Origin of the sequence: Mizugakiibacter sp. (assembly GCF_039680435.1) — a bacterium.
GTDB lineage: Bacteria > Pseudomonadota > Gammaproteobacteria > Xanthomonadales > Rhodanobacteraceae > Mizugakiibacter.
Genome location: NZ_JBDKSX010000120.1, coordinates 1 through 23,623, shown reverse-complemented (window position 1 = coordinate 23,623; position 23,623 = coordinate 1). Strand labels below are relative to the sequence as shown.

At 71.9% G+C, this 23,623-nt stretch carries 24 protein-coding genes and 1 riboswitch; of the genes, 8 read left to right on the top strand and 16 right to left on the bottom strand.

The window, feature by feature from the left end:
- The 9 genes from ABFC67_RS12880 to chrA all read right to left on the bottom strand — a co-directional run.
- Positions 1-890: penicillin acylase family protein (locus ABFC67_RS12880; RefSeq protein ID WP_346738436.1), on the bottom strand; the 890-nt coding region annotated here is incomplete at its 3' end.
- Entirely contained in the window at positions 890-1,666 is a 777-nt protein-coding gene (locus ABFC67_RS12875) for a lipoate--protein ligase family protein (RefSeq protein WP_346738435.1), read from the bottom strand. The genes ABFC67_RS12880 and ABFC67_RS12875, both read right to left, overlap by 1 nt.
- A complete protein-coding gene (locus ABFC67_RS12870) occupies positions 1,663-2,001 on the bottom strand; it encodes a biotin--protein ligase (RefSeq protein WP_346738434.1) in 339 nt (112 codons plus the stop codon). Before ABFC67_RS12870 ends, ABFC67_RS12875 begins: the two co-directional genes overlap by 4 nt.
- Before the next feature lie 67 nt (positions 2,002-2,068).
- Positions 2,069-4,312 (bottom strand): DNA topoisomerase IV subunit A, encoded by a 2,244-nt coding sequence (parC, locus tag ABFC67_RS12865; protein ID WP_346738433.1) that lies wholly within the window; start codon positions 4,310-4,312, stop codon positions 2,069-2,071.
- 79 nt (positions 4,313-4,391) lie between these two features.
- A complete protein-coding gene (locus tag ABFC67_RS12860) occupies positions 4,392-4,799 on the bottom strand; it encodes a group III truncated hemoglobin (protein WP_346738432.1) in 408 nt (135 codons plus the stop codon).
- A 194-nt stretch (positions 4,800-4,993) separates the two neighbouring features.
- Positions 4,994-6,127 (bottom strand): cyclopropane fatty acyl phospholipid synthase, encoded by a 1,134-nt coding sequence (cfa, locus tag ABFC67_RS12855; protein WP_346738431.1) that lies wholly within the window; start codon positions 6,125-6,127, stop codon positions 4,994-4,996.
- Positions 6,128-6,153: 26 nt separating this feature from the next.
- Complete coding sequence (locus tag ABFC67_RS12850; protein ID WP_346738430.1) at positions 6,154-6,504, bottom strand: DUF190 domain-containing protein; 351 nt, start codon at positions 6,502-6,504, stop codon at positions 6,154-6,156.
- 14 nt (positions 6,505-6,518) lie between these two features.
- Positions 6,519-6,905, bottom strand: a complete 387-nt coding sequence (gene crcB / locus ABFC67_RS12845; RefSeq protein ID WP_346738429.1) for a fluoride efflux transporter CrcB — start codon at positions 6,903-6,905, stop codon at positions 6,519-6,521.
- Between the two features lie 67 nt (positions 6,906-6,972).
- Positions 6,973-7,057: riboswitch (Fluoride riboswitch) on the bottom strand.
- A gap of 46 nt (positions 7,058-7,103) precedes the next feature.
- Positions 7,104-8,291, bottom strand: a complete 1,188-nt coding sequence (chrA, locus tag ABFC67_RS12840; RefSeq protein ID WP_346738428.1) for a chromate efflux transporter — start codon at positions 8,289-8,291, stop codon at positions 7,104-7,106.
- 56 nt (positions 8,292-8,347) lie between these two features.
- Here chrA and ABFC67_RS12835 point away from each other — a divergent pair, with 56 nt between their 5' ends.
- Entirely contained in the window at positions 8,348-9,580 is a 1,233-nt protein-coding gene (locus ABFC67_RS12835; protein ID WP_346738427.1) for a multidrug effflux MFS transporter, read from the top strand.
- A gap of 2 nt (positions 9,581-9,582) precedes the next feature.
- On the opposite strand, the gene ABFC67_RS12830 is transcribed toward ABFC67_RS12835, so the two are convergent.
- The 7 genes from ABFC67_RS12830 to ABFC67_RS12800 form a co-directional block, all read right to left on the bottom strand.
- Positions 9,583-9,822, bottom strand: a complete 240-nt coding sequence (locus ABFC67_RS12830; RefSeq protein ID WP_346738426.1) for a hypothetical protein — start codon at positions 9,820-9,822, stop codon at positions 9,583-9,585.
- A gap of 108 nt (positions 9,823-9,930) precedes the next feature.
- A complete protein-coding gene (locus tag ABFC67_RS12825; protein WP_346738425.1) occupies positions 9,931-11,874 on the bottom strand; it encodes a M2 family metallopeptidase in 1,944 nt (647 codons plus the stop codon).
- A gap of 62 nt (positions 11,875-11,936) precedes the next feature.
- Positions 11,937-12,425, bottom strand: a complete 489-nt coding sequence (locus ABFC67_RS12820) for a hypothetical protein (RefSeq protein WP_346738424.1) — start codon at positions 12,423-12,425, stop codon at positions 11,937-11,939.
- 145 nt (positions 12,426-12,570) lie between these two features.
- Positions 12,571-12,828, bottom strand: coding sequence for a cell division topological specificity factor MinE (minE, locus tag ABFC67_RS12815; protein WP_346738423.1), 258 nt, complete (start codon positions 12,826-12,828; stop codon positions 12,571-12,573).
- A 3-nt stretch (positions 12,829-12,831) separates the two neighbouring features.
- Entirely contained in the window at positions 12,832-13,644 is an 813-nt protein-coding gene (gene minD, locus ABFC67_RS12810; RefSeq protein WP_346738422.1) for a septum site-determining protein MinD, read from the bottom strand.
- A 34-nt stretch (positions 13,645-13,678) separates the two neighbouring features.
- The gene (gene minC, locus ABFC67_RS12805; protein WP_346738421.1) at positions 13,679-14,443 is read right to left on the bottom strand and encodes a septum site-determining protein MinC; all 765 of its coding nucleotides are present in this window, start codon (positions 14,441-14,443) and stop codon (positions 13,679-13,681) included.
- Positions 14,444-14,453: 10 nt separating this feature from the next.
- Entirely contained in the window at positions 14,454-15,062 is a 609-nt protein-coding gene (locus ABFC67_RS12800) for a GNAT family N-acetyltransferase (protein ID WP_346738420.1), read from the bottom strand.
- A gap of 183 nt (positions 15,063-15,245) precedes the next feature.
- Here ABFC67_RS12800 and ABFC67_RS12795 point away from each other — a divergent pair, with 183 nt between their 5' ends.
- The 7 genes from ABFC67_RS12795 to ABFC67_RS12765 all read left to right on the top strand — a co-directional run.
- On the top strand, positions 15,246-16,418 hold the full coding sequence (locus ABFC67_RS12795) for a sensor histidine kinase (protein ID WP_346738419.1): 1,173 nt from the start codon (positions 15,246-15,248) through the stop codon (positions 16,416-16,418).
- 43 nt (positions 16,419-16,461) lie between these two features.
- Positions 16,462-17,103 carry a response regulator transcription factor gene (locus ABFC67_RS12790; protein WP_346738418.1) on the top strand — a complete coding sequence of 214 codons (642 nt, stop codon included), beginning with the start codon at positions 16,462-16,464 and terminating at the stop codon, positions 17,101-17,103.
- Between the two features lie 166 nt (positions 17,104-17,269).
- Complete coding sequence (locus ABFC67_RS12785) at positions 17,270-18,568, top strand: polyketide cyclase (protein ID WP_346738417.1); 1,299 nt, start codon at positions 17,270-17,272, stop codon at positions 18,566-18,568.
- 435 nt (positions 18,569-19,003) lie between these two features.
- Positions 19,004-19,942: an ABC transporter ATP-binding protein gene (locus tag ABFC67_RS12780; RefSeq protein WP_346738416.1), complete on the top strand. Its 939-nt coding sequence runs from the start codon at positions 19,004-19,006 to the stop codon at positions 19,940-19,942.
- Positions 19,939-20,673 (top strand): ABC transporter permease subunit, encoded by a 735-nt coding sequence (locus tag ABFC67_RS12775; protein WP_346738415.1) that lies wholly within the window; start codon positions 19,939-19,941, stop codon positions 20,671-20,673. The genes ABFC67_RS12780 and ABFC67_RS12775 overlap by 4 nt, the downstream gene beginning before the upstream one ends.
- 4 nt (positions 20,674-20,677) lie before the next feature.
- Positions 20,678-22,552 carry a Gldg family protein gene (locus ABFC67_RS12770; RefSeq protein ID WP_346738414.1) on the top strand — a complete coding sequence of 625 codons (1,875 nt, stop codon included), beginning with the start codon at positions 20,678-20,680 and terminating at the stop codon, positions 22,550-22,552.
- Positions 22,546-23,623: DUF4340 domain-containing protein (locus ABFC67_RS12765; protein ID WP_346738413.1), on the top strand; the 1,078-nt coding region annotated here is incomplete at its 3' end. The genes ABFC67_RS12770 and ABFC67_RS12765, both read left to right, overlap by 7 nt.

Genomic DNA, 23,623 nt, shown 5'->3' with positions numbered 1-23,623 from the left:
CGCGCGCGGAACCAGATGTTCGGCACGCGCAGCGCGAGGTGCATGTCGTTGGCGACGATCGCCGCGCCGCTCGCGGTCAGCGCGCCGGCCACGGCGAAGTTGTTGCTGCCGGGGCGCTCCGCCGGCGGCGGCAGCGCGGCGGCGATGCGCGCCGCGTCGAGCGGCGCGCGCAGCGCGATGCGGCGCAGGTCGAACACGTCGGCGCCGGGGATCGCCGGCGGCGGGCTGGCCGCGCCCTGCAGCGGCGCTTCCCAGGTGCCGTCGCGCGCGGTCAGCAGCGCCAGCAGCGGCGCCGGCAGCGCGGCGCGCATCTGCGCGAGGCTCAGGTCGCGGTCGTCGAAGCCGTCGTTGTTCAAGTCGAGGAACATCGCCTCGATCACCAGCAGGCTGTCCTCGCTGCGCCAGCGCTGCGGGCGCGCGCGCAGCAGCAGGTATTCCCACGGCCGCACGTCCAGCGCGGCGAGGCCGGCGTTGACGCCGTCGCGGTAGGCGTCGGCCAGCGCGCGCTCGTCGGGCGGCAGTCCGGCGTAGACCTTTTCCGCCAGCGCACGGAAGCGGTGGCGGCGATGCCTGATGTCGACCTCGATCGCGGCAGGCCCGACCAGCTCGGCCAGTTCGCCGGCGGCGACGCGGCGCAGCAGGTCCATCTGGAAGTAGCGCTCCTGCGCGTGCACGAAGCCGGTGGCCCAGGCGAGGTCGCGGCGGTCCCGCGCTTCGAGGGTGACCACGCCGCGCGCGTCGCGACTGACCGCCACCGGCGCGCGCAGGCCGTGCGCGGCGACGCTGCCGTCGAGCTGCGGCAGGCTGCCGGCCAGCAGCAGCCAGCCGGCGCCGCCCGCCAGCGCGGCCAGCACGGCGACGGCGACCAGCGCACGGCGCAGCCAGCGCATCACGGCACCACCGCCGTCCACGCCGGATCGGCGAACTTGGACGCCGCCAGCGCCTCGGCGCGCGCCAGTTCGCCGGCGCGCAGCGTGTCGTCGCGCAGGCCGTGGCGCTGGCGGAAGGTGTCGACCATGCGCGCGATCACCGCCTCGCGCGGCAGGCCGGTCTGGCTGCGCAACGGATCGACGCGCTTGGCGGCGCTGGCGATGCCCTTGTCGGACAGCTTCTCGCGGCCGATGCGCAGCACCTGCATCATCTTTGCCGCGTCGATGTCGTAGGCCATGGTGACGTGGTGCAGCACCGCGCCGCCGCGGCGCGCCTGCGCGGCGCCGGCGATCTTGCCGGCCGGCGCGGTGATGTCGTTGAGCGGCTGGTAGCGCGCGTCGATGCCGAGCGCGTGCAGCGCCTCGATCACCCACGCGTCCATGTGCGCATAGGCGTCCTGGAAGCTCATGCCGGCGACCATCGTCAGCGGCGCGTAGATCGAATAGGTGATGGTGTTGCCGGGCTCGATGAACATCGCGCCGCCGCCGCTGATGCGGCGCACGACCTCGATGCCGTGGCGCGCGGCGCCGTGCGCGTCGACCTCGTTGCGCAGCGACTGGAAGCGGCCGATCACCACGGCCGGGCCGGCCCATTCCCACACGCGCAGCGTCGGCGGCCGGCGCCCCGCGGCGACCTCGTCGGTCAGTACCTCGTCCAGCGCCATGTGCAGCGTCGGCGCCTGCGGCGCGGCGTGGAGCAACTGCCAGTCGTGGTCGAGCCAGGTCGAGGCGTTCATGCCAGCGCCCTGCGCACGGCGACCGCGACCGCCTCCGGCGAGAAGCCGTACATCGCCACGTCCGCCTGCAGCGCGGCGCGCACCGCGGCGGCGAGCGCGGCCTCGCCCGCGGCGGCCGGCTGGCCTTCCAGCGCCGCGTTGATCGCGTCCAGCGCTTCCGGCGGTTCGAGGAAGAAGTCGCCGCTCACCTGCACCACGGCCAGGCGGCCGTCGCGCACCTCGGCATCGACCACCACCAGCTTGCCGCCGGGAACCTTGTATTCGCCGTGCATCGCGTTGCTCTCTCCAAACCTGCGAACGTGCGCGTGCGCCGGATCCGCCGGCGCGCCATCCATCCACCGCTCCCTTCCCCGGCGGCGGGCCGGGGCGGGGGCAAGCGCCGTCCCTGGGATGGCATGGATGCTACGCGCTGGTCTCGATCCGCTCCACGCGCCGGAACCCGCGCGGCAGCAGGCCGCCGCGCGTGGCGCGGTTGCCGCCGTATTCGACCAGGTCCGCCCACTTCAGGATCAGCTTGCGCTGGCCGGCGTACAGCGTGACCTCGCCGGAACCTTCGGCGACCACGGCGACGCCGGCGACGCGCTCCTCGCCGGAAGCGAGCTTGGCCTTGGGGATCTCGATCAGCTTGTTGCCCTTGCCGCCCTTGTCCAGCTCGGGCAGTTCGGCGACCGAGAACATCAGCAGGTGGCCGTCAGTGGTGGCGACCACGATGCGGTCGCGCGCCGGATCGGCGACGTAGGCCGGCGCCAGCACGCGCGCGTCGTCGTCCATGTTGATCACCTGCTTGCCGGCCTTGTTGCGGCCGCACAGCGTGTCGAACCTCGTCACGAAGCCGTAGCCGAAGTCGGAGGCCAGCACCAGCCGCGTCTCCGCCTCGCCGATCGCGACCGCGTCGAAGCGCGCGCCCGCCGGCGGGCTGAAGCGGCCGGTCAGCGGCTCGCCGTTGCCGCGCGCGGACGGCAGCGTGTGCGCGAGCGTCGAGTAGCTGCGGCCGGTGGAGTCGACGAAGGCGGCCTGCTGCGTGGTGCGGCCGCGCGCGACGGCGAGGTAGGCGTCGCCCTCGCGGTAGTTCATGCCCTGCGCGTCGACGTCGTGGCCCTTGGCCGCGCGCACCCAGCCCATGGCGCTCAGCACCACCGTGACCGGCTCGGAGGCGACCAGCGCGCTCTCGTCCAGCGCGTGCGCGGCCTCGCGCTCGACCAGCGGCGCGCGGCGCTCGTCGCCGTACTTCTTCGCGTCGGCCTTCAGCTCGTCCTTGATCAGCGACTTCAGCTTGGCCGGCGATTTCAGCAGCACGCTGATGCGCGCGCGCTCCTCCTCCAGCTCGTCGCGCTCGGCGTTGATCTTCATCTCCTCGAGGCGCGCCAGTTGGCGCAGCCGGGTCTCGAGGATGTAATCGGTCTGCTCCTCGCTGAGGCCGAAGCGCTTCATCAGCACCGGCTTCGGCTCCTCCTCGGTGCGGATGATGCGGATCACCTCGTCGAGGTTGAGGTAGGCGACGCGCAGGCCTTCCAGCAGGTGCAGGCGGCGCTCGACCTTCTCCAGGCGGTGATTCAGCCGGCGCGTCACCGTGTCGGTGCGGAAGCGCAGCCACTCGGCGAGGATCGCGCGCAGCCCCTTCACCTGCGGGCGGCCGTCCAGGCCGATCATGTTGAGGTTGACGCGGAAGCTCTTCTCGAGATCCGTGGTCGCGAACAGGTGCTGCATCATTTCGTCCGCGTCGATGCGGCTGGAACGCGGCACCAGCACTAGGCGGATCGGGTTCTCGTGGTCGGACTCGTCGCGCAGGTCCTCCAGCATCGGCAGCTTCTTGGCGCGCATCTGCGCGGCGATCTGCTCGAGGATCTTCGACGGCGACACCTGGTAGGGCAGCGCGGTGATCACCACGTTGCCGTTCTCGGCGGCGTACACGGCGCGTGCGCGCACCGAGCCCACGCCGCTCTCGTACATCGCCAGCAGCTCGCGGCGCGGCGTGATGATTTCGGCCGCGGTCGGGAAGTCCGGGCCGCGCACGTGCTCGCAGAGATCGCGCACGCTGGCGTCCGGATCGTCCAGCAGGCGGATGCAGGCGCTGGCGACTTCGCGCAGGTTGTGCGGCGGAATGTCGGTGGCCATGCCGACCGCGATGCCGGTCGAGCCGTTCAGCAGCACGTGCGGCAGGCGCGCCGGCAGCCACGACGGCTCCTCCAGCGTGCCGTCGAAGTTCGGCACCCAGTCCACCGTGCCCTGCGCGATCTCGCCGAGCAGCACTTCGGCGATCGGCGTCAGCTTCGACTCGGTGTAGCGCATCGCCGCGAAGCTCTTCGGGTCGTCCGGCGAGCCGAAGTTGCCCTGGCCGTCGATCAGCGGATAGCGGTAGGAGAACGGCTGCGCCATCAGCACCAGCGCCTCGTAGCAGGCGCTGTCGCCGTGCGGGTGGAACTTGCCGATCACGTCGCCGACCGTGCGCGCCGACTTCTTCGGCTTGGCGCCGGCGGCCAGCCCGAGTTCGCTCATCGCGTAGACGATGCGCCGCTGCACCGGCTTCAGGCCGTCGCCGACGAACGGCAGGGCGCGGTCCAGCACCACGTACATCGAGTAGTCGAGATAGGCCCGCTCGGCGTACTCCTTCAGCGGGATCTGTTCGTAGTTCGCTTGCAGGATCATCGGCTTGCGTCAGGGAAGGCGCGTCGGACGCGCCGGGAAGCGGACGATTGTGCCGCAATCGGCCGACCGCGGCGAAGGACTACGCGCCGCGGACGGGAAGGCCGAGCGCGCGCGCCTCGCCGGGCGGCTTCAGGCCGAGCCCGAGGCTGAGCCCGCGGGCGATGCGCGCGGCGTAGTCGCGGAACACGTCGGCGGCGGCGTCGGCGAACACCTCGCCGCTGGTTTCGCGCCACAGCGCCAGCCAGCGCTCGAAGTGCTCGCCGCGGATCGGATGCGGAAGATGCGCCGCCATCGGGTTGCCGCGATATTCGCCGCTGCGCAGCACCACCGACGACCAGAAGGCGGTCAGCAGGCGCTTGTGCGCGGCCCAGTCGTGGACCGCGGCGTTGAATACCGGGCCGAGCAGCGGATCGACGCGCACCTTGTCGTAGAAGCGGTCGACCAGGGCGGCGATGCCCGTCGCGTTGGGTTCGTCGTACGGCAGCATGGCGCAATGTCGGATGCAGGGGCGGACAGGCTAGCGCATCAGCGCGTGCGCGGCGTTGATTCCGGTCAGCAGCGCGTGGGCAGGGTGGGCTCCGGCCCATCGTCGACGCGGCGGTGGCGATCGGTGGGCCGGAGCCCATCCTGCGCTACCGCGCACGCTTGGCGCCGGCCGGCGAGGGCGTGCGCGGCGTCGCCTCAGCGCGGCACGCGGTAGCCGCCGCGCACGCCGCGCGGGCTGAGCGTCAACTGCCAGAGCTGGTCGCGGCGGGCGCGGAACACCGCGGCGGAGCACGACAGGTAGAAGCGCCACATGCGGCGGAAGCGCTCGTCGTAGCGCGCGGCGAGCTGCGGCCAGGCGGCCTCGACGTTGGCGCGCCAGGCCATCAGCGTGCGCTCGTAGTCGGCGCCGAAGTTGTGCCAGTCCTCGACCACGAACAGCCCTTCCAGCGCCGCCGTCACCTGGCTGGCCGCCGGGATCATCGAGTTGGGGAAGATGTACTTCTCGATCCACGGATCGGGGCGGCTGGGCGCCTCGTTGGTGCCGATCGCGTGCAGCAGGAATAATCCTCCACCCGCAGGGCCGTCGCCGGCGAGGCAGCGCCGCGCCGTCTCGAAATAGGTGCGGTAGTTCTTCCAGCCGACGTGCTCGAACATGCCGATCGAGAAGATCGCGTCGAAGCGCTCGTCCAGCTCGCGGTAGTCCTGCAGGCGGATCTCGACCGGCAGCCCGGCACACAGCTCGCGCGCGTAGGCGGCCTGCTGCTCCGACACGGTCACGCCGACGCCGCGCGCACCGTAGCGCTCGGCGGCGAACTTCAGCGCCTCGCCCCAGCCGCAGCCGATGTCGAGTACGCGCATGCCGGGCTTCAATTGCAGCTTGCGGCAGACCAGGTCGAGCTTGGCCTCCTGCGCGGCGTCGAGGTCCGATGCGTCCTTCCAGTAGCCGCACGAATACACCAGGCGCTTGCCCAGCATTGCGTGGAACAGGTCGTTGCCGAGGTCGTAGTGCGCCTTGCCGATTTCCCAGGCGCGCTCGCCGCGCTGCAGGTTGACGAAGCGCGCTCTGAGGTGGGCGAGCAGCGTGTCGAGCGTCTTCAGGTGCTCGTCGACGTGCGCGTCGAGCACGCGGAAGAAGAAGCCGGCGAGGTCGGCGCAGTCCCACCAGCCGTCCATGTAGGCCTCGCCGAGGCCGAGCGAGCCGTGCGCGAACACGCGCGCGTAGAGCTGCGGCTCGTGCACGCGGACGTCGTGCGGCGCGTCGCCGTCGATGCGCACGCCGGCGTGGGCGAGCAGTTCCTGGGCACGGGCTTTCAGACTGTCCTCGGTCATGCCGCCTCCTTGGTGCCGAGTGGGGTTCAGCGGGGCGCGGGCTCCAGCACGCCGAACGCGGTCGGCGCGCGCGCGTAGACCAGCGCGGCGCCCGAGTCGCGCACGATCTCCAGCAGGCGCTCGGCCTCGGGTTCGCGCAGGATGAACTCGACCTTCACCGGCAGGTCGCCGGCCAGTTCGAAGAAGTGCTCCTCGTGCAGCACGCCGTGGCGGCCGAAGCCGGCGATGGCGCGGAACACCGAGCCGCCGGCCAGCCCCTCGCGCTTGGCCTGCTCGAGGATCCATTCGTACAGCAGCATGCCGCCGTGCCTGGCGGTGGCGTGCATGAAGAAGCGCAGATAGACGCCCTGGTAGGTCATGTCCCGGCCGGCGTTCATGCGTCACCTCTCATTCAAGCGCGCAGCAGCGTGCGGATCAAGGCGAGCCCGGCCAGCGTCGCCGCCAGCGAACCGGCCACGTGGACCAGCACGTGCGCGCCGAACCAGGCGTACTGCTGGCGCAGCAGCAGCGTGGCGGCCTCGCCGGAAAACGTCGAGAACGTGGTCAGGCCGCCGAGGAAGCCGGTGGTCAAAAACAGCCGCGCTTCCGGCGACAGCGCCTGGTAGTGCGCGAACGCGCCCAGCGCCAGGCCCATGACGAAGCCGCCCAGCAGGTTCGCCGCCAGCGTGCCCAGCGGCAGCGTCGGGAACAGCGGGTTGAGCAGGACGCCCAGCCACCAGCGCAACCACGCGCCGAGCGCGGCGCCGGTTCCGACGGCGAGGAATGCGGTGACGCCCATCGTGCCTCCAGAATTCGCGTGAACGGCTCCGGACGCAGGCATGAAAAAAACCTGCGCCGCCGGGGCCGGCGGTGCAGGCATCATCAGCCGGACGGACGGGCCATCGGCGGTTCGCCCTCGCGGGCGGGAGGCATGCCATCTCCCTGGCGCGGATGGTAGCGGCCGCGCCGGCCGGCGCTCAAGCCGGATGTCGCCGCGTCACAGCCACAGCGCGCCCGCCGCCGCGCCGAGTACCACCACCAGCCAGCTCGGCAGCCGCGCCGCCGCGAGCAGCGCGAATGCCGCGAGCACGAGCAGCGCGTCGCGCGGGCCGCGCAGGCTGCCGGTGGCCAGCGGCGACACCCACGTTGCCGCGAGCAGGCCGACCACCGCGGCGTTCAGCCCCGCCAGCGCGCGCCGCGCCGTGGCGAGATGGCCCAGCCGCTGCCAGAACGGCAGCACGCCGGCGAGCAGCAGGAACGACGGCAGGTAGATCGCGACCAGCGCCAGCGCCGCGCCGGCGGCGCCGTTCGGCGGCGTCGCAATCGCCGCGCCGAGGTAGGCCGCGAACGCGAACAGCGGGCCGGGCAGCGCCTGCGCCAGGCCGTAGCCGGCGAGGAAAGCGTCGCGGCCGATCCAGCCCTGCGGCACCGTCGCGCCCTCCAGCAGCGGCAGCACGACGTGGCCGCCGCCGAACACCAGGCTGCCGGCGCGATAGAACGCGGAGGCGCGCGCGATGGCGCCGTTGCCGGTGAGTGCGGCCAGCCAGGGCAGGCCGAGCAGCAGCGCGAAGAACAATCCCAGCGCCAGCAGCGCGTGGCGACGGCGCGCGCGCGGCGCGTCGGGCGATTCGCCGTTCGCGGCGCTCGCGTCGTGCAGCAGCGCCATGCCGAGCAGCGCGCCCGCCGCCAGCGCGGCGAGCTGTCCGCGCGTGCCCGGCAGCGCGAGCACCAGCGCCGCGGCGATCGCGGCCACGCCCCAGCGCCGCGCCCCGGCCAGCAGCCGGCGCGCCATCTGCATCACCGCCAGCGCCACCACCGCCAGCGCGACCAGGCCGAGCCCGGCCAGCGCGCCGGCGGCGCCGGCGGGCAGCGCGTGCAGGCCGTAGGCGGCGCCGAGCATCAGCAGCGCCGAGGGCAGCGTGAAGCCGAGCCACGCCGCCAGCGCGCCGGTGAATCCGGCCCAGCGCAGGCCCAGCGCGATGCCGACCTGGCTGGATGCCGGTCCCGGCAGGAACTGGCACAGCGCGACGACCTCCGCGTAGTCGGCCGCGCCGATCCAGCGCCGCCGTTCGACGAATTCGCGGTGGAAATAGCCGAGGTGCGCGACCGGTCCGCCGAAGCTGGTCAGGCCGAGGCGCAGGAAGCTGGCAAAGATGTCGCGGATCGTGCGCGTGGCGTTCGGCATGCTGCGGCATCCGTGGCTAACCGCTACGATTCTGGCAAATCCCGCCGCGGCCGCCCATGTCCCGTTTCCACGCCACCTCGCACGGCATGCTGGCGGTGCTGCTCGCGCTGCTGTCGATGCTCGGGCCGTTCTCGATCGACACGATCTTCCCCGGCTTTCCCGACATCGCCCGCGAATTCGGCGTGGGCAAGGTGGAGATGCAGCAGACGCTCAGCGTCTACCTGGTCGCCTACGCGCTGATGGGACTGTTCCACGGCCCGCTGTCGGACGCCTACGGGCGTCGCCCGGTGATCGTCGTCGGCCTGGGCGTGTACGCGCTGTCCGCGGCGGCGGCGGCGCTGACGACTTCGATGACGGCGCTGCTGGTCTGCCGCGCCCTGCAGGGCATGTCCGCCGGCGCCGGCCAGATCGTCGGCCGCGCGATCGTGCGCGACCGCTACCACGGCGCCGAGGCGCAGCGGCTGATGGCGCAGGTCACGCTGATCTTCGGCATCGCGCCGGCGATCGCGCCGGTCGTCGGCGCGGCGCTGCTCGGCATCGCCGGCTGGCGCGGCATCTTCTGGGCGATGGCGGCGTTCGCGCTGGCGCTCGGCGCGGCCTGCGCGCTGAGCCTGCCGGAAACGCACGCACGCGAGGCGCGCCAGCCGTTCGCGCCGGCGCCGCTGCTGGCGACCTGCCGGCACATCCTCGGCGACCGCCAGTTCTGGCCGCTGGCGATCTCGAGCACGGTGAACTTCAGCGCGCTGTTCGTCTACATCGTGTCGGCGCCGGCGTTCGTGCTCGACCTGCTGCACCTGTCGCGCGCGGGCTTCCCGTGGCTGTTCGTGCCGGCGATCGGCGGCATGATGGCGGGCGCGTGGCTGTCCGGGCGGCTCGCCGGCAAGGTGTCGGTGGCGGCGACGGTCGGCGCCGGCTACGCGATCATGCTGGCCGCCAGCGCGGCCAACGTGGCGCTGCACGCGTGGCTGCCGCAGCCGCGCCTGCCGTGGTCGGTGATCCCGATCGGCGTGCATGCGATCGGCATCACGCTGAGTTTCCCGACGCTGGTGCTGTTGCTGCTCGACCGCTTCCCCGCGCATCGCGGCGCGGCCTCGTCGATGCAGACCTTCGTGGCGCTGATCTTCAACGCGGTGCTGGCCGGCGCGATCTCGCCGCTGCTGTCGGACAGCGCGCCGAAGCTGGCGCTGGGCGCGGCGCTGCTGACCGCGGTCGGCTTCGCCAGTTGGCGCTGGTACCGCGCGATGTGCAGGCGCGAGGCCGCGCAGGCGGCCCCGGCGCCCGCGGCCTGACCTCAGGCGGACGCCGCGCCGACGCTCATCAGCGCCTTCAGCAGCGCCATCATTTCCTCGCGCGAGCCGGTCACGCTGAGCTGCTGTTCGCGCGCGAGGCCGGTGCCGAGCAGCACCGCCACGCCGGGGCCGAGGTCGTTGCCGTCCTCGTCGAGGCGCGGAAAGCCTTCCGGCTTGCCGATGTAGACGATGGCGTTGGCGTCGATGAAGCGGCCGTCGGGGAGCTTGAGCCAGCGTTGCATGGTCGATTCCTGTGCGTGTGGATGTGCGGACGGTGTGCGTTTCCCCTCGCCCGCCGGCGTAAGCGGGGAGGGCAGGATCCGGCCTTCGGGACGGGGCCGTGCCTCGCCTCAGCCCTCGCCCGTCCAGCCGCAGTCGACGCCCTTGTTCTGCTCCTGCAACCAGGCGTGCAGCGGCTGGAAGTAGTCGATGATCGCGCTGGCGTCCATGTCGTCCTTGCCGGTCAGCGTCTTCAGCGTCTGCTGCCAAGGTTCGCTGGCGCCGGCGCCGAGCATCCGCCAGAACTTCGCGCCGGCGTCCTTGTTGCCGTAGATCGAGCACTGGTACAGCGGGCCGTCGAAGCCGGCGTCCTTGCACAGCGCGCGCTGGAACTGGAACTGCAGGATGTCGGCGAGGAAGTAGCGCATGTAGGGCACGTTGGTCGGCACGTGGTTCTTCGCGCCCGGGTCGAAGTCCGCGGCGTCGCGCGCGACTGGCGCGGACACGCCCTGGTACTTGCGGCGCAGCTCCCACCACGCGGTGTTGTACTGCGCCGGCTTGATCGAGCCGTCGAACACGCCCCAGCGCCACTTGTCGATCAGCAGGCCGAACGGCAGGAACGCCACCTTCTCCAGCGCCAGCTTCATCTGCGCGTTGATCACCGCCTTCTCGTCCTCGCTGGCGGCGCCGGCCAGGCCGATGCGGTGCAGGTAGGCGGGCGTCAGGTTCAGGCGGATGGTGTCGCCGATCGCCTCGTGGAAACCGTCGTTGGCGCCGCCCTGGAAGATCGGCGGCTGGTCCTTGTAGGCGAGGAAGTAATAGATGTGCCCCATCTCGTGGTAGACCGTGTACTGGTCTTCCGCGGTCGGGCGGATGCACATCTTGAAGCGCACGTCGGTGGCGAAGTTCATCGGCCATGCGCTGGCGTGGCACAGCGCGTCGCGGTCGCGCGGGCGCAGGAACATCGATTTCTCGAAGAACGACGCCGGCAGCGCCGGGAAGCCGATCGAGGTGTAGAAGTCCTCGGCGCGCTTGACCATCACCAGCGCGTTGCCGGCGTCGGCCTGGCGGTCGAGCGCGGCGAGGTCGTCGGCGGTCGGCTTGCCCTTGAACGCGGCCAGCAGCTTGCGGTACTCGGCGTCGCGCCCGGCCTGCAGGCGCGCGTCGACGTCGAGGCTGCCGGCGCCGGGATACGGCTGCACGAGGCTGTAGATGTTCGACCAGTCCTGCGCCCACATGTTGCCGGTGACGTGCGCGGGGATGGTGCCGTCGGCCGGCATGCGGTCGCCGTACTGGTCCTTCAGCCTGCGCCGCACGTAGCACTGCAGTTGCGAGTACAGCGGCTTGACCTGGCTCCACAGGCGGTCGGTCTCGGCGTTGAAGTCGGCCGGGCTCATGTCGTAGCCGGCGCGCCACATGGTGCCGACGTTGTCGTAGCCGAGATCCTTGGCGCCCTCGTTCAGCAACTCGACGAAGCGCACGTAGTCGCCGCGCATGCCGCGGCCGACGCTGTGCCAGCCCTGCCAGGCGGCGAGGTCGTCGTTCCAGTCGCGGTCCTCGGCGAGGATCTTGCTGGCGTCGTCGAGGTTCCTGCAGGTTTTCGGGTCGTTGGCGTCGGTGCAGTACTTGCCGGCGCCGTAGGCGGCGGTGAGCCGGGACGCGAGCGTGGTCAGCTCGGTCAGGTGCGCGGGGTTCTTCGGCGCCGGGATCGCGGTCTGCAGCTTGAGCAGTTGCAGCGCGCGCTTGTCCGCGGGCTCGATGCCGGCGGCGGCCTCGTAGGGGCGCGCGCGCCCGATCTCGTCCGACAGCCACTTCAGGTAGCGCTCCTGCGCCTTCGCCGTCAGCATCTGCGTGTCGCCGGTGATGTAGGTCTCGGCGACCCACTCGGCGGCGGCCGGTTCCAGCGATTGCGCCTTGTAGTCCTTGTTCATCTGCGCGACGAACGCGTGCGCCTCGGCGGCGGTCGGCGCGGCCCTGGCCGGCGCCTGCGCCGAGGTTTCCGGCGCCTTGGAGGAAGAGCAGGCGGCGAGCGCCAGCGCCACGGCCAGCGCCAGCGAGGCGTGCATCGGTTTCATCGCGGAACCTCCCCAAGTGGAGAGGCGAGGCTAGTGCGCGCCACACAGGCGCGCAAGGGTGTTCAGCCGGAAGCGGGCAGCAGTCCGCGCGCGACGAGGAAGGCGCGCGCCTCGCCAGCGTCGCGCTCGAACCAGGCGCGTGCGGAGCCGAGCCGGAAGCTGTAGCCCCAGGCGTCCATGTCGGCCATCACGCATGCGCGGCCGACGCCGGGCAGCGCGTCGGCCAGCACGATCTGCAGGTAGCAGGTCGCGTCCTCTTCCTCGATCGAGTCGCTGGCGTCGGTGTGCACGGCGGCGCGGCGCTCGGGCGGCAGCACGATCAGGTGGCAGGCCTCGTGCAGCAGCGAGTGCACGGGGGTGTCGGCGCGCGCGTGGACGGTGGCGCCGATCACGCCGGCCTCGCACTCGCCCCAGTAGCTGCCGGGGATCGGCGCGCCGTCGGGCACGCGCACCAGCGCCAGGCCGTGACGGGCGAGCAGCGCGGCGGGCGCCTCGAAGCCGATGTCGGCGAGGCGCAGCACGTCGGTGGCGGCGGCGAGGGCGGCGGGCATGCGTGCGCAGCGGGCGGTTCGTCGCGGCCGGGGCGGTTCGAGCGCGCGGCGTGGAACCGCGGGCGGCGCCCGCACGAAGGCGGACCCGGCGCCGCGCGCCTCGGTCCGCCCTACGCCGCGATGCGCTTCGCCGGCGTGCCCCGGCCTACGCCTTCACCTCGGGCAGCGTCACCGACAGCTCCAGCACTTCCTGGCCGCTGTCGCGCTCGACGTTGATCAGCACCGCCTCGGGGTCGACGTTGACGTACTTCTTGATCACCGCCAGCAGTTCGCTGCGCAGCAGCGGCAGGTAGTCGGGGCCGCCGCGCTGCGAGCGTTCCTGCGCGACGATGATGCGCAGGCGCTCGCGGGCGATGTTGGCGGTGTTCTTCGGACGCGTCTTGAGGAAATCGAGGATGCCCATCGCTCAGCCTCCGAATACGCGCTTGAGGAAACCCTTCTTCGGGGCGTCCAGGAAGCGCATCGGCCGCTCCTCGCCGAGCAGGCGCGCCACCGCGTCGGTGTAGGCGTGGCCGGCGTGCGAGCTTTCCTCCAGGATCACCGGCACGCCCTGGTTGGAGGCCGCCAGCACGCTCTCGTGCTCGGGGATCACGCCGAGCACCGGGATGCCGAGCACTTCCTCGACGTCCTTGACGCTCATCATCTCGCCGGCCTCGACGCGCGCCGGGTTGTAGCGGGTCAGCAGCAGGTGCTGCTGCACCGCGCCGTCGCCGCGCTCGGCGCGCCGGGTCTTGCTGGCGAGCAGGCCGAGGATGCGGTCGGAGTCGCGCACCGACGACACTTCGGGATTGACCACCACCAGCGCGCGGTCGGCGTAGTACATCGCCAGGTGCGCGCCTTTCTCGATGCCGGCGGGCGAGTCGCAGATGACGTAGTCGAAGCCGTCCTGCGCCAGCGCCTCGAGCACGTTGCCGACGCCTTCCTGGGTCAGCGAGTCCTTGTCGCGCGTCTGCGAGGCGGCGAGCACGAACAGCGTCTCGTGGCGCTTGTCCTTGATCAGTGCCTGGCGCAGCGCGGCCTCGCCCTGGATCACATTGACGAAGTCGTACACCACGCGCCGCTCGCAGCCCATGATCAGGTCGAGGTTGCGCAGGCCGACGTCGAAGTCGATCACGGCCACCTTGTGGCCGCGCTGGGCAAGGCCGGTGGCGATGGATGCGCTGGTGGTGGTCTTGCCGACCCCGCCCTTGCCGGAGGTGACGACGATGGTTTCAGTCAAGGCTTCGATCTCCGTCGGATCGTGGTGTGTTTCGCTACCGCTCGAGGCGGGCGATGCGCAATTTGTCCCCGTCCAGCCAGATCTGCACCGGCTGGCCGTCGAGCTCGGCCGGGATCTGCTCGAACACGCGGTACTGGCCCGCGATCGAAACCAGCTCGGCGCGGAATTCCGTGCAGTAGATGCGCGCCTGCGCCTCGCCCTGCGCGCCGGCCAGCGCGCGGCCGCGCAGCGCGCCGTAGACGTGCACCGAACCGTCGGCGATCACCTCGGCGCCGTTGGCGACCGGCGCGGCCACCACCAGGTCGCGTCCGCGCGCGTACACCTGCTGGCCGGAACGCACCGGCTGCGCGTGGTGCTGCGCGATGCGCACGGCCGTGTCCTCGGCGACGGCCCTGGCGGCTGGCTTGGCGCGCGTCGGCGCAGGCGCGGCCGCCGCCGCCGGCTCGCCGTTGTCGCGCTCGTAGGCGGCGCGGAACTTGGCGATCAGCGGCAGGCCCAAGCGCCTGGCCAGCGCTTCGGTGTCGGCGGTGCCGTAGGCGAGGCCGACCGGCAGCATGCCCGCCGCGCGGATCGCCTCGAGCAGCGCGTCCACGGCGCCGTCGTCGGGCAGCGCGGACAGGTGCGAGAGGTCCAGCACCACGGCGGCGCGCTGGAACAGTTGCGGCGCGCTGCGCACGCGCCTGTCCAGTTCCTCGTGCAGGGCGGCGGCATCGTCGCGGCGCAGCCGCACGCAGGCGATGCCGACCTGGCCGAAGCGCAGGTCGCAGACGGCTTCCGCCGTCCCGGGGCGTACATTCATGCGGCCGCCCTCACGAGCCGCCGGCCACGCGCAGGCGCGGGTCCGCGAGCGGGCGCTTGCGCCCGGCCAGCCACGGCAGGTCGGGCAGGCCGTCGTGCGCGAGGTAGCGTTCGCGCACGAACGCGAAGCTGGGCAGGTCCTTGGCGAGCAGGCTGACGCGGCGGCCGATCTCGGGCATCGGCTGCTGGCCGACTTCCTGGAAGCCGTAGGTGCCGTGGAACAGCACGGCGACGTCGTCGCGCGGCTCCAGGAACACCTCGCAGCACAGCTTGGGCACGCGCACCTCGGCGTAGCTCTGCACGTCGCAGTAGAACACGCGGCCGAGGCCGTGCCCGCGGTAGGCGCTGGCGACGACGATGCGGTCGATGTAGACGAACTGCTCGAAGCGGCTGCGGAACCAGCGGAAGTTCGGGCTGCCGTAGTCGGCGTTTTCGCGCAGCGCGATCAGGAAGCCGGCCAGGTGGCCGTCGACCTCGGCGACGCGGAAGTAGTCGGCGACCTGGTGGAAGCGCCGCAGGCGCGCGCCCTCCAGCGGCAGGATCGCGGGGGCGGCGGCATTGTTCAAGGCGAGGACGGCGTCGAGGTCGGTCTCGCGCACGTCGCGGATGGCTAGAGCCATTCTTGCTCCGGAAAGCTGCGGGGTACGGTCGCCGGCCCCCTGCGCCGACGCGATCTACCCGCCGATTATGGCATGCGACGCCCGGCGCGGGCATGACGCGGCGATCCGTTAAGCGCGCGTAAGCGGCCCGTCCGTGCCGTCGGTTGGCTTGCGGGGCCGCACGGGCCGCCTATGATGGCCGCGATGTCCTGGGTTTCCTTCAATCACATCCGCCTGCTGCGTTATGCCGGCCTGTTCGCCTACGTCTGCGCGGGCATTCCGCTGCTGCGCGTGGACTGGGCGCTGGGCCGGCTCGACGCGCTGGACCAGCCGAGCTTCGCGCTGCTGGCCTGGGTGCTGTGCTACCTCGCGTTCGGGCTCAGCTACTGGCTGCTGACGCGCAATCTCGGCTCGCGCCGCTACTGGGGCGTCAAACTGTTCGGCCTGCTGGTGCTGACCGGCACCGCGATGGCGGTGGGCTGGTACAGCCAGAGCGGCCTGTCGGCGCTGCTGCTGGTGCTGGTCTCGGTGGTGCTGCCGTGGCTGCTGACGCTGCCGCTCGGCATCGCCTGGATGATGCTGCAGAACTTCGCGCTGGTGCCGGTGTTCACCAGCCTCGGCATGGACCCGGTCAACGCCTTCCTGCAGGCCAGCCTGTACCTCGGCTTCTCCGCGCTGACCTTCGTCACCTCGGTGGTGGCGCGCCAGCAGGCCGAGGAGCGCGAGCAACTGCGCGGCCTGAACTCCGAGCTGCGCGCGACGCGCGCGCTGCTGGCCGAGTCCAGCCGCATCACCGAGCGCATGCGCATCGCCCGCGAGCTGCACGATCTGGTCGGCCACCACCTGACCGCGCTCAGCCTCAACCTCGAAGTGGCCAGCCACCTGGCCGCGGAGCCGGCCGGGGAGCACGTGCGCAAGGCGCAGGCGGTGGCCAAGCAACTGCTCGGCGACGTGCGCGAGGTGGTCAGCGAGCTGCGCCAGGACGACGCGCTGGACCTGACCCAGGCGCTGCGCTCGCTGACCGAGGGCGTGCCCGGGCTGGCCGTGCGCCTGGAGCTGCCGCCGCGCTTCTGCGTCGAGGATCCGCGCCGCGCGCAGGTGGTGCTGCGCTGCGTGCAAGAGATCGTCACCAATGCCGTGCGCCACGCCGGCGCGCGCAACCTGACGCTGCGCTTCGAGCGCACCGCCGACGGCGAGCTCAAGCTGGAGGCGCGCGACGACGGCCGCGGCGCCGGCGAGATCCGCCCCGGCAACGGCCTCACCGGCATGCGCGAACGTCTGGCAGAATTCGGCGGCCGCCTCGCCATCGACACCGCGCACGAGCGCGGTTTTGCGCTGGACGCCTGGCTGCCGCTGCAGACGCGGGGCACGACGTGAGCGCCCTGCGCGCGCGGGCGCGAACCGAACGGGGGCCGCTGCAATGATTTCCGTCTGTCTCGTCGACGACCAGACCCTGGTGCGCCAGGGCATCCGCTCGCTGCTCGAGCTGACCGACGACATCCGCGTCGCCGCCGAGTGCGGCGACGGCGCGAGCGCGGTCGAAACGATCCCGCAGGTCAAGCCGGACGTGGTCCTGCTCGACCTGCGCATGCCCGGCATGAGCGGCCTCGACGTGCTGAACGCGCTGGCCGCGCGCAACCAGTTGCCGCCGACGATCATCCTGACCACCTTCGACGACGACCAGCTGGTGCTGGCCGGGCTGAAGGCCGGCGCGCGCGGCTACCTGCTGAAGGACGTCTCGCTGGACCAACTGGTCGAGGCGGTCAAGACCGTCGCCGCCGGCGGCTCGCTGGTCGCGCCGGTGGTGACGCAGCGCCTGCTCGCCGGCGTGGGACGCATCCAGAACCAGTTCTCCAGCCTCGACCAGCCGGACCCGCTGACCGAGCGCGAGACCGAGATCCTGCGCCTGATGGCCGGCGGCTACAGCAACAAGGAAATCGCCAACTCGCTGGGCGTGGCGGAGGGCACGGTCAAGAACCACGTGTCCAACATCCTGTCGAAGCTGGGCGTGCGCGACCGCACGCGGGCCGTGCTGAAAGCGCTGGAACTGGGCATCGTCTGATCGCTCCGGCAAGCCCGGAGGCCGGATAGCGTTCGCGCCCGGGAGCAAGTAACATGGTCCACTTCGGCGGTGCGCTGCCCGCCGCACCCACCCCTGGGGAGCGCCTTGGCCGATCGTATCCCGGCGCCGTTCCGGTGCCGATGAAAGACGTCCGGAGAACTTTGGAATGACGCGCCTGCTTGAATTCCTCGTTGCCGTGGTGATGGTTCTCGTGCTTGCGGTGGTGGTCAGCCTGGCGCTGCCCAGCCACGGCCATGCCGAGCGCTCGATCGAGGTCAGCCACGACATCCGCCACATTTACGACATCTTCAACAATTTCCGCCGCTTCCCGGAGTACGCCGTGCTGCGCGCGTACGATCCGAAGATGCAGTACACGCTGGAAGGCCCGGCCTACGGCGACGGCGCGAAGATCGACTGGACCAGCACCGATCGCCGCGTCCGCAACGGCAACCTGACGGTCGTTTCCAGCGAGTTCGATCCGCTCGGCACCGGCGGCAAGGTGACCTGGGCGCTGGACAACGACTGGAACGGCAAGGACAAGACGTTCACGATCGCCTTCAAGCGCGCCGAGAACCAGAAGCTGGTCAAGATCACCTGGTCCTACGACGTCGATTACGGCTGGAACCTGATCTCGCGCCTGGCCGGCCTGTCCTGGGACAGCGTGCACGGCGAGCCCGACTCGCTGATCCAGTACAGCCTGAAGAACATGCAGAACGTGCTGGCGGCGATTCCGAACGTCGACTACAGCAAGGTCGCGATCAAGATCGTGCCGACCACGCCGCAGCCGATCCTGTTCGTCTCGACCAAGGCGCCGCGTTCGCTGGAAGAGGTCGATGCCGCCACCGCCACCGCGGTCGACCAGATCAACGCCGCGATGCAGAAGATGGGTGTCGGCGCCAACGGCCCGCGCACCACCTTCACCACCGACTGGGGCGACGAGAACTACGTGTTCGACGTGGCCGTGCCGATCAACACCACGACGATCAACGTGGGTGCCAACGGCTACGATTTGACCAAGCTCGTCACGCCGCCGGCCAAGGCCGCCGACGCCGGCGAGGACGAGCAGGCGCCGGCGCCGGCCGACCTCAAGCCGGGCAGCACCGACGACAAGGGCGACCTGGTCGTCGACGCCAAAGTGCGCGCGCGCATGGCCTTTGGCGGCAACGCGCTGATCGCCGAATGGGACGGCACCCCCGCCGGCATCCCGCTGACCCGCCTGGCACTGAAGGCCTACGCGCTGACCCACGGCTACCGCTTCGACGAGGTCACGCACCGCTACTACGACCAGAACATCACGCCGCCGAACGTCACCGCGTACGACGCGCAGAAGTTCCTGGTCTACCTGCCGCTGATCGATGCGCCGGCGCAGACGCCCGAGCAGGCCAGCGGCCGCCTTCCGGCGGCGCCCGCGCCGGCCGCGAGCGCTCCGGCGCCCGCCCCGGCGAGCACCGCGGCCGGCGCCTGATCCGCACCGCGGCAGGGTGTTGACGAGGCCCTCCCCGCGCGAGCGGGGAGGGCTTTTTCGTGGCGCGTCCCCGGCGCGGGAGCGCGGCTTCGGGCGCGCCTCGCCGGTAGCCGCGGGAAGGGCTGCGGCCCCGGATCGCCAGCGTCTGCAGGGGATGCCTTGCGCCGGGACCGCCGATCCGGGATCGCGGCCGGGGCCGCGCCCGCCGACGGCACCGGAACCCTTTTCCTCGCGCGTGCGCGCGGCGCGGGAACTTTCCTGGCGGCGATGCGGTACATTGCCTGTCGCCGTCGACCCGTGCCGCGACGACCGCCGCCGCGGCGCGCGGGGCGCGGCGACGCCGAATCGCCGTCGTCCGATCCGCCGGCGCGTGCCCCGCCGCGGCGTGCGCGATGCCGGCCGGCGCGCCGACGGATCCGCTGCGCAAGGCTCGCGATGATCGAAACCGACAACCTCACCCGGCTCTACGGCGACATCGTCGCCGTCGCCGGCATCAGCTTCCGCGTCGAGCCCGGCCAGGTGCTGGGCTTCCTCGGCCCCAACGGCGCCGGCAAGTCGACCACGATGAAGATGCTCGCCGGCTTCCTGGCGCCCAGCGCGGGTTCGGCGAAGGTGTGCGGCCACGACGTCGAGACCGAGCCGCTGGCCGCCAAGCGCACGCTCGGCTACCTGCCCGAAGGCGCGCCCAGCTACGGCGAGATGAGCGTGCGCGAGTTCCTGCAGTTCATCGTGCGCATGCGCCGCATCGATCCCGAGCAGCGCCGGCGCCGGCTGCACGAGGTGATCGGCCGGCTGCAGCTCGAGCGCGTGCTGGAGCAGCCGATCGACACGCTGTCGAAAGGCTTCAAGCGCCGCGTCGGCCTGGCGCAGGCGATCGTGCACGACCCGAAGGTGCTGATCCTGGACGAGCCCACCGACGGCCTCGACCCGAACCAGAAGCACGAGGTGCGCGGCCTGATCAACGCGATGGCGCGCGAGCGCACGATCGTGATCTCCACGCACCTGCTGGAGGAGGTGCACGCGGTGTGCAACCGGGTGGTGATCATCGCGCACGGCCGCCTGCTGGCCGACGCCACGCCGGCCGAACTGGAGGCGCGCTCGCGCTATCACGGCGCGGTATCTTTCAGCGCGGTCAGCAGCCTCGCCGCGCGCGAGGCGCTGGAGCGCCTGCCGGTGGTGGAGAGCGTCGAGGTCGATCCGCTGGATGGCCGCATCACCGTGTTCCCGCGCCAGGGCAGGCAGATCCTCGGCGATGTGCAGGCGCTGCTCGCCGCGCAGGGCATCCGCATCACCGAGATCCAGCTCGAGCGCGGCCGCCTCGACGAGGTGTTCCGCCGCATCACCACCGGGCCGGCCGCGGAGGCCGCGGCATGAGCGCGATGTTCGGCGTGTTCCGCCGCGAGTTCGCCAGCTACTTCGCCACCCCGGTGGCGTACGTGTTCATCGTCATCTTCCTGCTGCTGTCGGGCGCGCTCACCTTCTACATGGGCGATTTCTACGAGCGCGGCCAAGCCGACCTGCAGCCGTTCTTCCAGTTCCAGCCATGGCTGTACCTGTTCCTGGTGCCGGCGGTGGCGATGCGGCTGTGGGCGGAGGAGCGCAAGAGCGGCACGATCGAGCTGCTGCTGACGCTGCCGGTGACGATGACGCAGGCGGTGCTCGGCAAGTTCCTCGCCGCGTGGGCGTTCGTCGCGATCGCGCTGGCGCTGACCTTCCCGATCTGGCTGACCGCGAACTACCTCGGCCAGCCCGACAACGGCGCGATCCTGGCCGGCTACCTCGGCAGCCTGCTGATGGCCGGCGCGTTCCTGGCGATCGGCTCGTGCCTATCGGCGACGACGCGCAGCCAGATCGTGGCGTTCATCCTCACCGTGACGACGTGCTTCCTGTTCCTGCTGGCCGGCTTCCCGCTGGTGCTGAACTTCTTCCGCAGCTTCCTGCCGCAGGCGCTGGTGGACGGCATCGCCTCGCTCAGCTTCCTCGCCCACTTCGCGGCGATCGCCAAGGGCGTGCTCGATCTGCGCGACCTGCTGTTCTTCGCGCTGGTGATCGGGTTCTGGCTGTACGCCGGCGCGCTGCTGCTCGACCTCAAGAAGGCCGACTGACGCGATGACGTCCAACCACCGCAAATCCGCCGTCGTCCTCGCGCTGGCCCTGCTCGGCGTGCTGTTCGTCGCGCTGGTGCTGGTCGGCAACCAGCTCCTGCGCGGCGCGCGCATCGACCTCACCGAGGACCATCTGTACACGCTGTCGCCGGGCACCCGCGCGATCCTCGCCGGCATCGACGAGCCGGTGCGGCTGACGCTGTTCTTCTCCGAGCACGCCACCCGCGACCTGCCGCAACTGCGCAGCTACCAGCAGCGCGTGCGCGAGATGCTGGAGGAGATGGCGCAGCGCGCCCGCGGCAAGCTGCAACTGGAAGTGGTCGATCCGCTGCCGTTCTCCGAGGACGAGGACCGCGCCGCCGGCGCCGGCCTGTCCGCGGCGCCGATCGGCAGCGGCGGCGCCAAGGTGTTCTTCGGCCTGGTCGGCACCAACTCCACCGACGGCCAGGCGGTGATCCCGTTCTTCCAGCCGGACAAGGAAGCGTTCCTCGAGTACGACATCGCCAAGCTGGTCCACGACCTGACCATGCCGCGCAAGCCGGTGGTCGCCGTGCTCAGCCGCCTGCCGCTCGCCGGCGGCGTCGACCCGCGCAGCCGCGCCGCGCAGCCGCCGTGGGCGGTGCTGCAGGAACTGCGCCAGTTGTTCGACGTGCGCGTGCTCGACGCGCAGCACACGCAGGCGATCGGCGCCGACGTGCAGGTGCTGCTGCTGGTGCAGCCGCGCCAGTTGCCGGACGACGCGCTGTACGCGGTCGACCAGTTCGTGATGCGCGGCGGCCGGCTGGCGGTGTTCGTCGATCCGGATGCCGAAACCGACGTCGCGCCGGACGCGGCCGACGGCGGCATCGCGTCGCTGGCGCCGCGCAGCTCCGACCTGCCGCGCCTGTTCAAGGCCTGGGGGGTCAGCTACGACCCCGACGCGGTGGTGCTCGACCGCGCACGCGCACTGTCGATCGCGATGAGCGCCGACGCCGCGCCGGTGCGCCATCCGGCCGTGCTCGGCTACACCGCCGAGGACCTCAACCGCGACGACGTGATCACCGCCAACCTGCAGAGCATCAACGTATCCAGCGCCGGCTGCTTCGCGCTCGCGCCGGACAGCACCGCGCAACTGGTGCCGTTGCTGCAAAGCACGGCCGATGCGATGCGCGTGCCGGCCGCGCGCGTGCGCCTGCAGCCCGACCCCGGCGCGCTGCTGGTCGGTTACCGTCCGGACAACGTGCACTACGTGATCGCCGGCTGGCTCGAAGGCCGCTTCCGCAGCGCCTTCCCCGAGCGCAAGGGCGCGGGCCACCTCGACGCGGCCAGGGCGCCGGGGCAGATCCTGCTGGTCGCCGACACCGACCTGCTGTCGGATCGCCTGTGGGTGCAGATGACGCCGTTCTTCGGCCAGACCCTGCTGAACGCGTTCGCCAACAACGGCGATTTCGCGGTCAACGCGGTCGATTACCTGGCCGGCTCCTCCGAGCTGATCTCGATCCGCGGCCGCGCCAGCGCGCGCCGGCCGTTCACCCGCGTCGAGGCGTTGCGCCGCAGCGCCGACGAGCGCTTCCGCGCCAAGCAGGCGGAGCTGGAGCGCGAGCTGGCCGACACCGAGCGGCGCCTGGCCGGCCTGCAGCAGGAAAAGGCCGGCGACAACGCGCAGATCCTCAGCCCCGCGCAGAAGCAGGAGCTGGAGGCCTTCCTCAAGCGCAAGCTGGCGATCCGCCGCGAGCTGCGCGACGTGCAGCGCCAGCTCGACGCCGAGATCGAGGCGCTCGGCGCGCGCCTGAAGTTCCTCGACATCGCGCTGATGCCGATCCTGCTTACGCTGGTCGCGATGGCCTACGCGTGGCGGCGCGCGCGCCGCCGCCGCGCGGCCGGAGGCGAGCCGTGGTGAGGGCGCGCACGCTGCTGCTGCTGGCCGTGCTCGCCGCGCTGGCGGTGGCGGCGGCGATCGCGCTGAACTGGCGGCGCGCGCCGGCCGTCGACCTCGGCGGGAACGCGGCGCCGCTGCTGCCGGAACTGGCCGCGAACGTCAACGCGGTCGACCGCGTCGACCTGGTCGGCGCCGGCGGCGACGTGCGCGTGACGCTGCGGCGCGGCGCGTCCGGCTGGACGGTCGGCCAGCGGCACGGCTATCCGGCCGACGTCGTCGCGCTGCGCGGCCTGCTGCTGCAGCTTGCGCAGGCGCGCCTGGCCGAACCGAAGACCGCCGATCCGGCGCGCTACGCGGTGCTCGGCGTCGAGGACGTCGCGCAACCGCGGGCGGGCGGCGTGCAGGTCGCGCTGCACGGCCTGGCGCGGCCGCTGGCGCTGATCGTCGGCCGCTACGACCCGCGCGCCGGCGGCACCTTCGCGCGCCGTCCGGGCGAGGCGCGCAGTTGGCTGGCCATGGGCGACCTGCGCGTCGATGCGGATCCCGCGCACTGGCTCGAGCGCGAAATCGCCGACATTCCCGCCGCGCGCGTGCGCGAGGTGACGCTGGCGCCGACCGGCGGCCCGGCGTTCACCGTGTACAAGACGCATCGCGACGACAGCCACTACAGCGCGCGCGAGATCGTACGGCGGCGCGAGCTGGCCACGCCGTACGCGGCGGAGGACATCGCCGCGGCGCTTGCCGGGCTCGAGCTTGACGACGTCTACGTCGCCTCGGTGCGCACGCCGCCCGCCGGCGCCGCGCCTGCGCATGCGCGCTTCCGCACCTGGGACGGGCTGACCGTCGACGCCGACGCATGGCGGCAGGGCGGGCAGAACTTCGTGCGCCTGCGCGCTACGGCCGAGCCCGCCGCGGCGGCGGCTTCGCCGGCCGGGACGCGCGCCGCGGCCGACGAAGCCGCGCGGCTGAATGCGCGCTGGCAAGGCTGGACCTACTGCCTGCCCGCCTATCGCTACGCGGCGTTCGACCGGCGTTTCGATTCGCTGCTGCGTCCGGCGCGCGAAGCCGGCGCGCCGGCGACCGCGGCCTCGG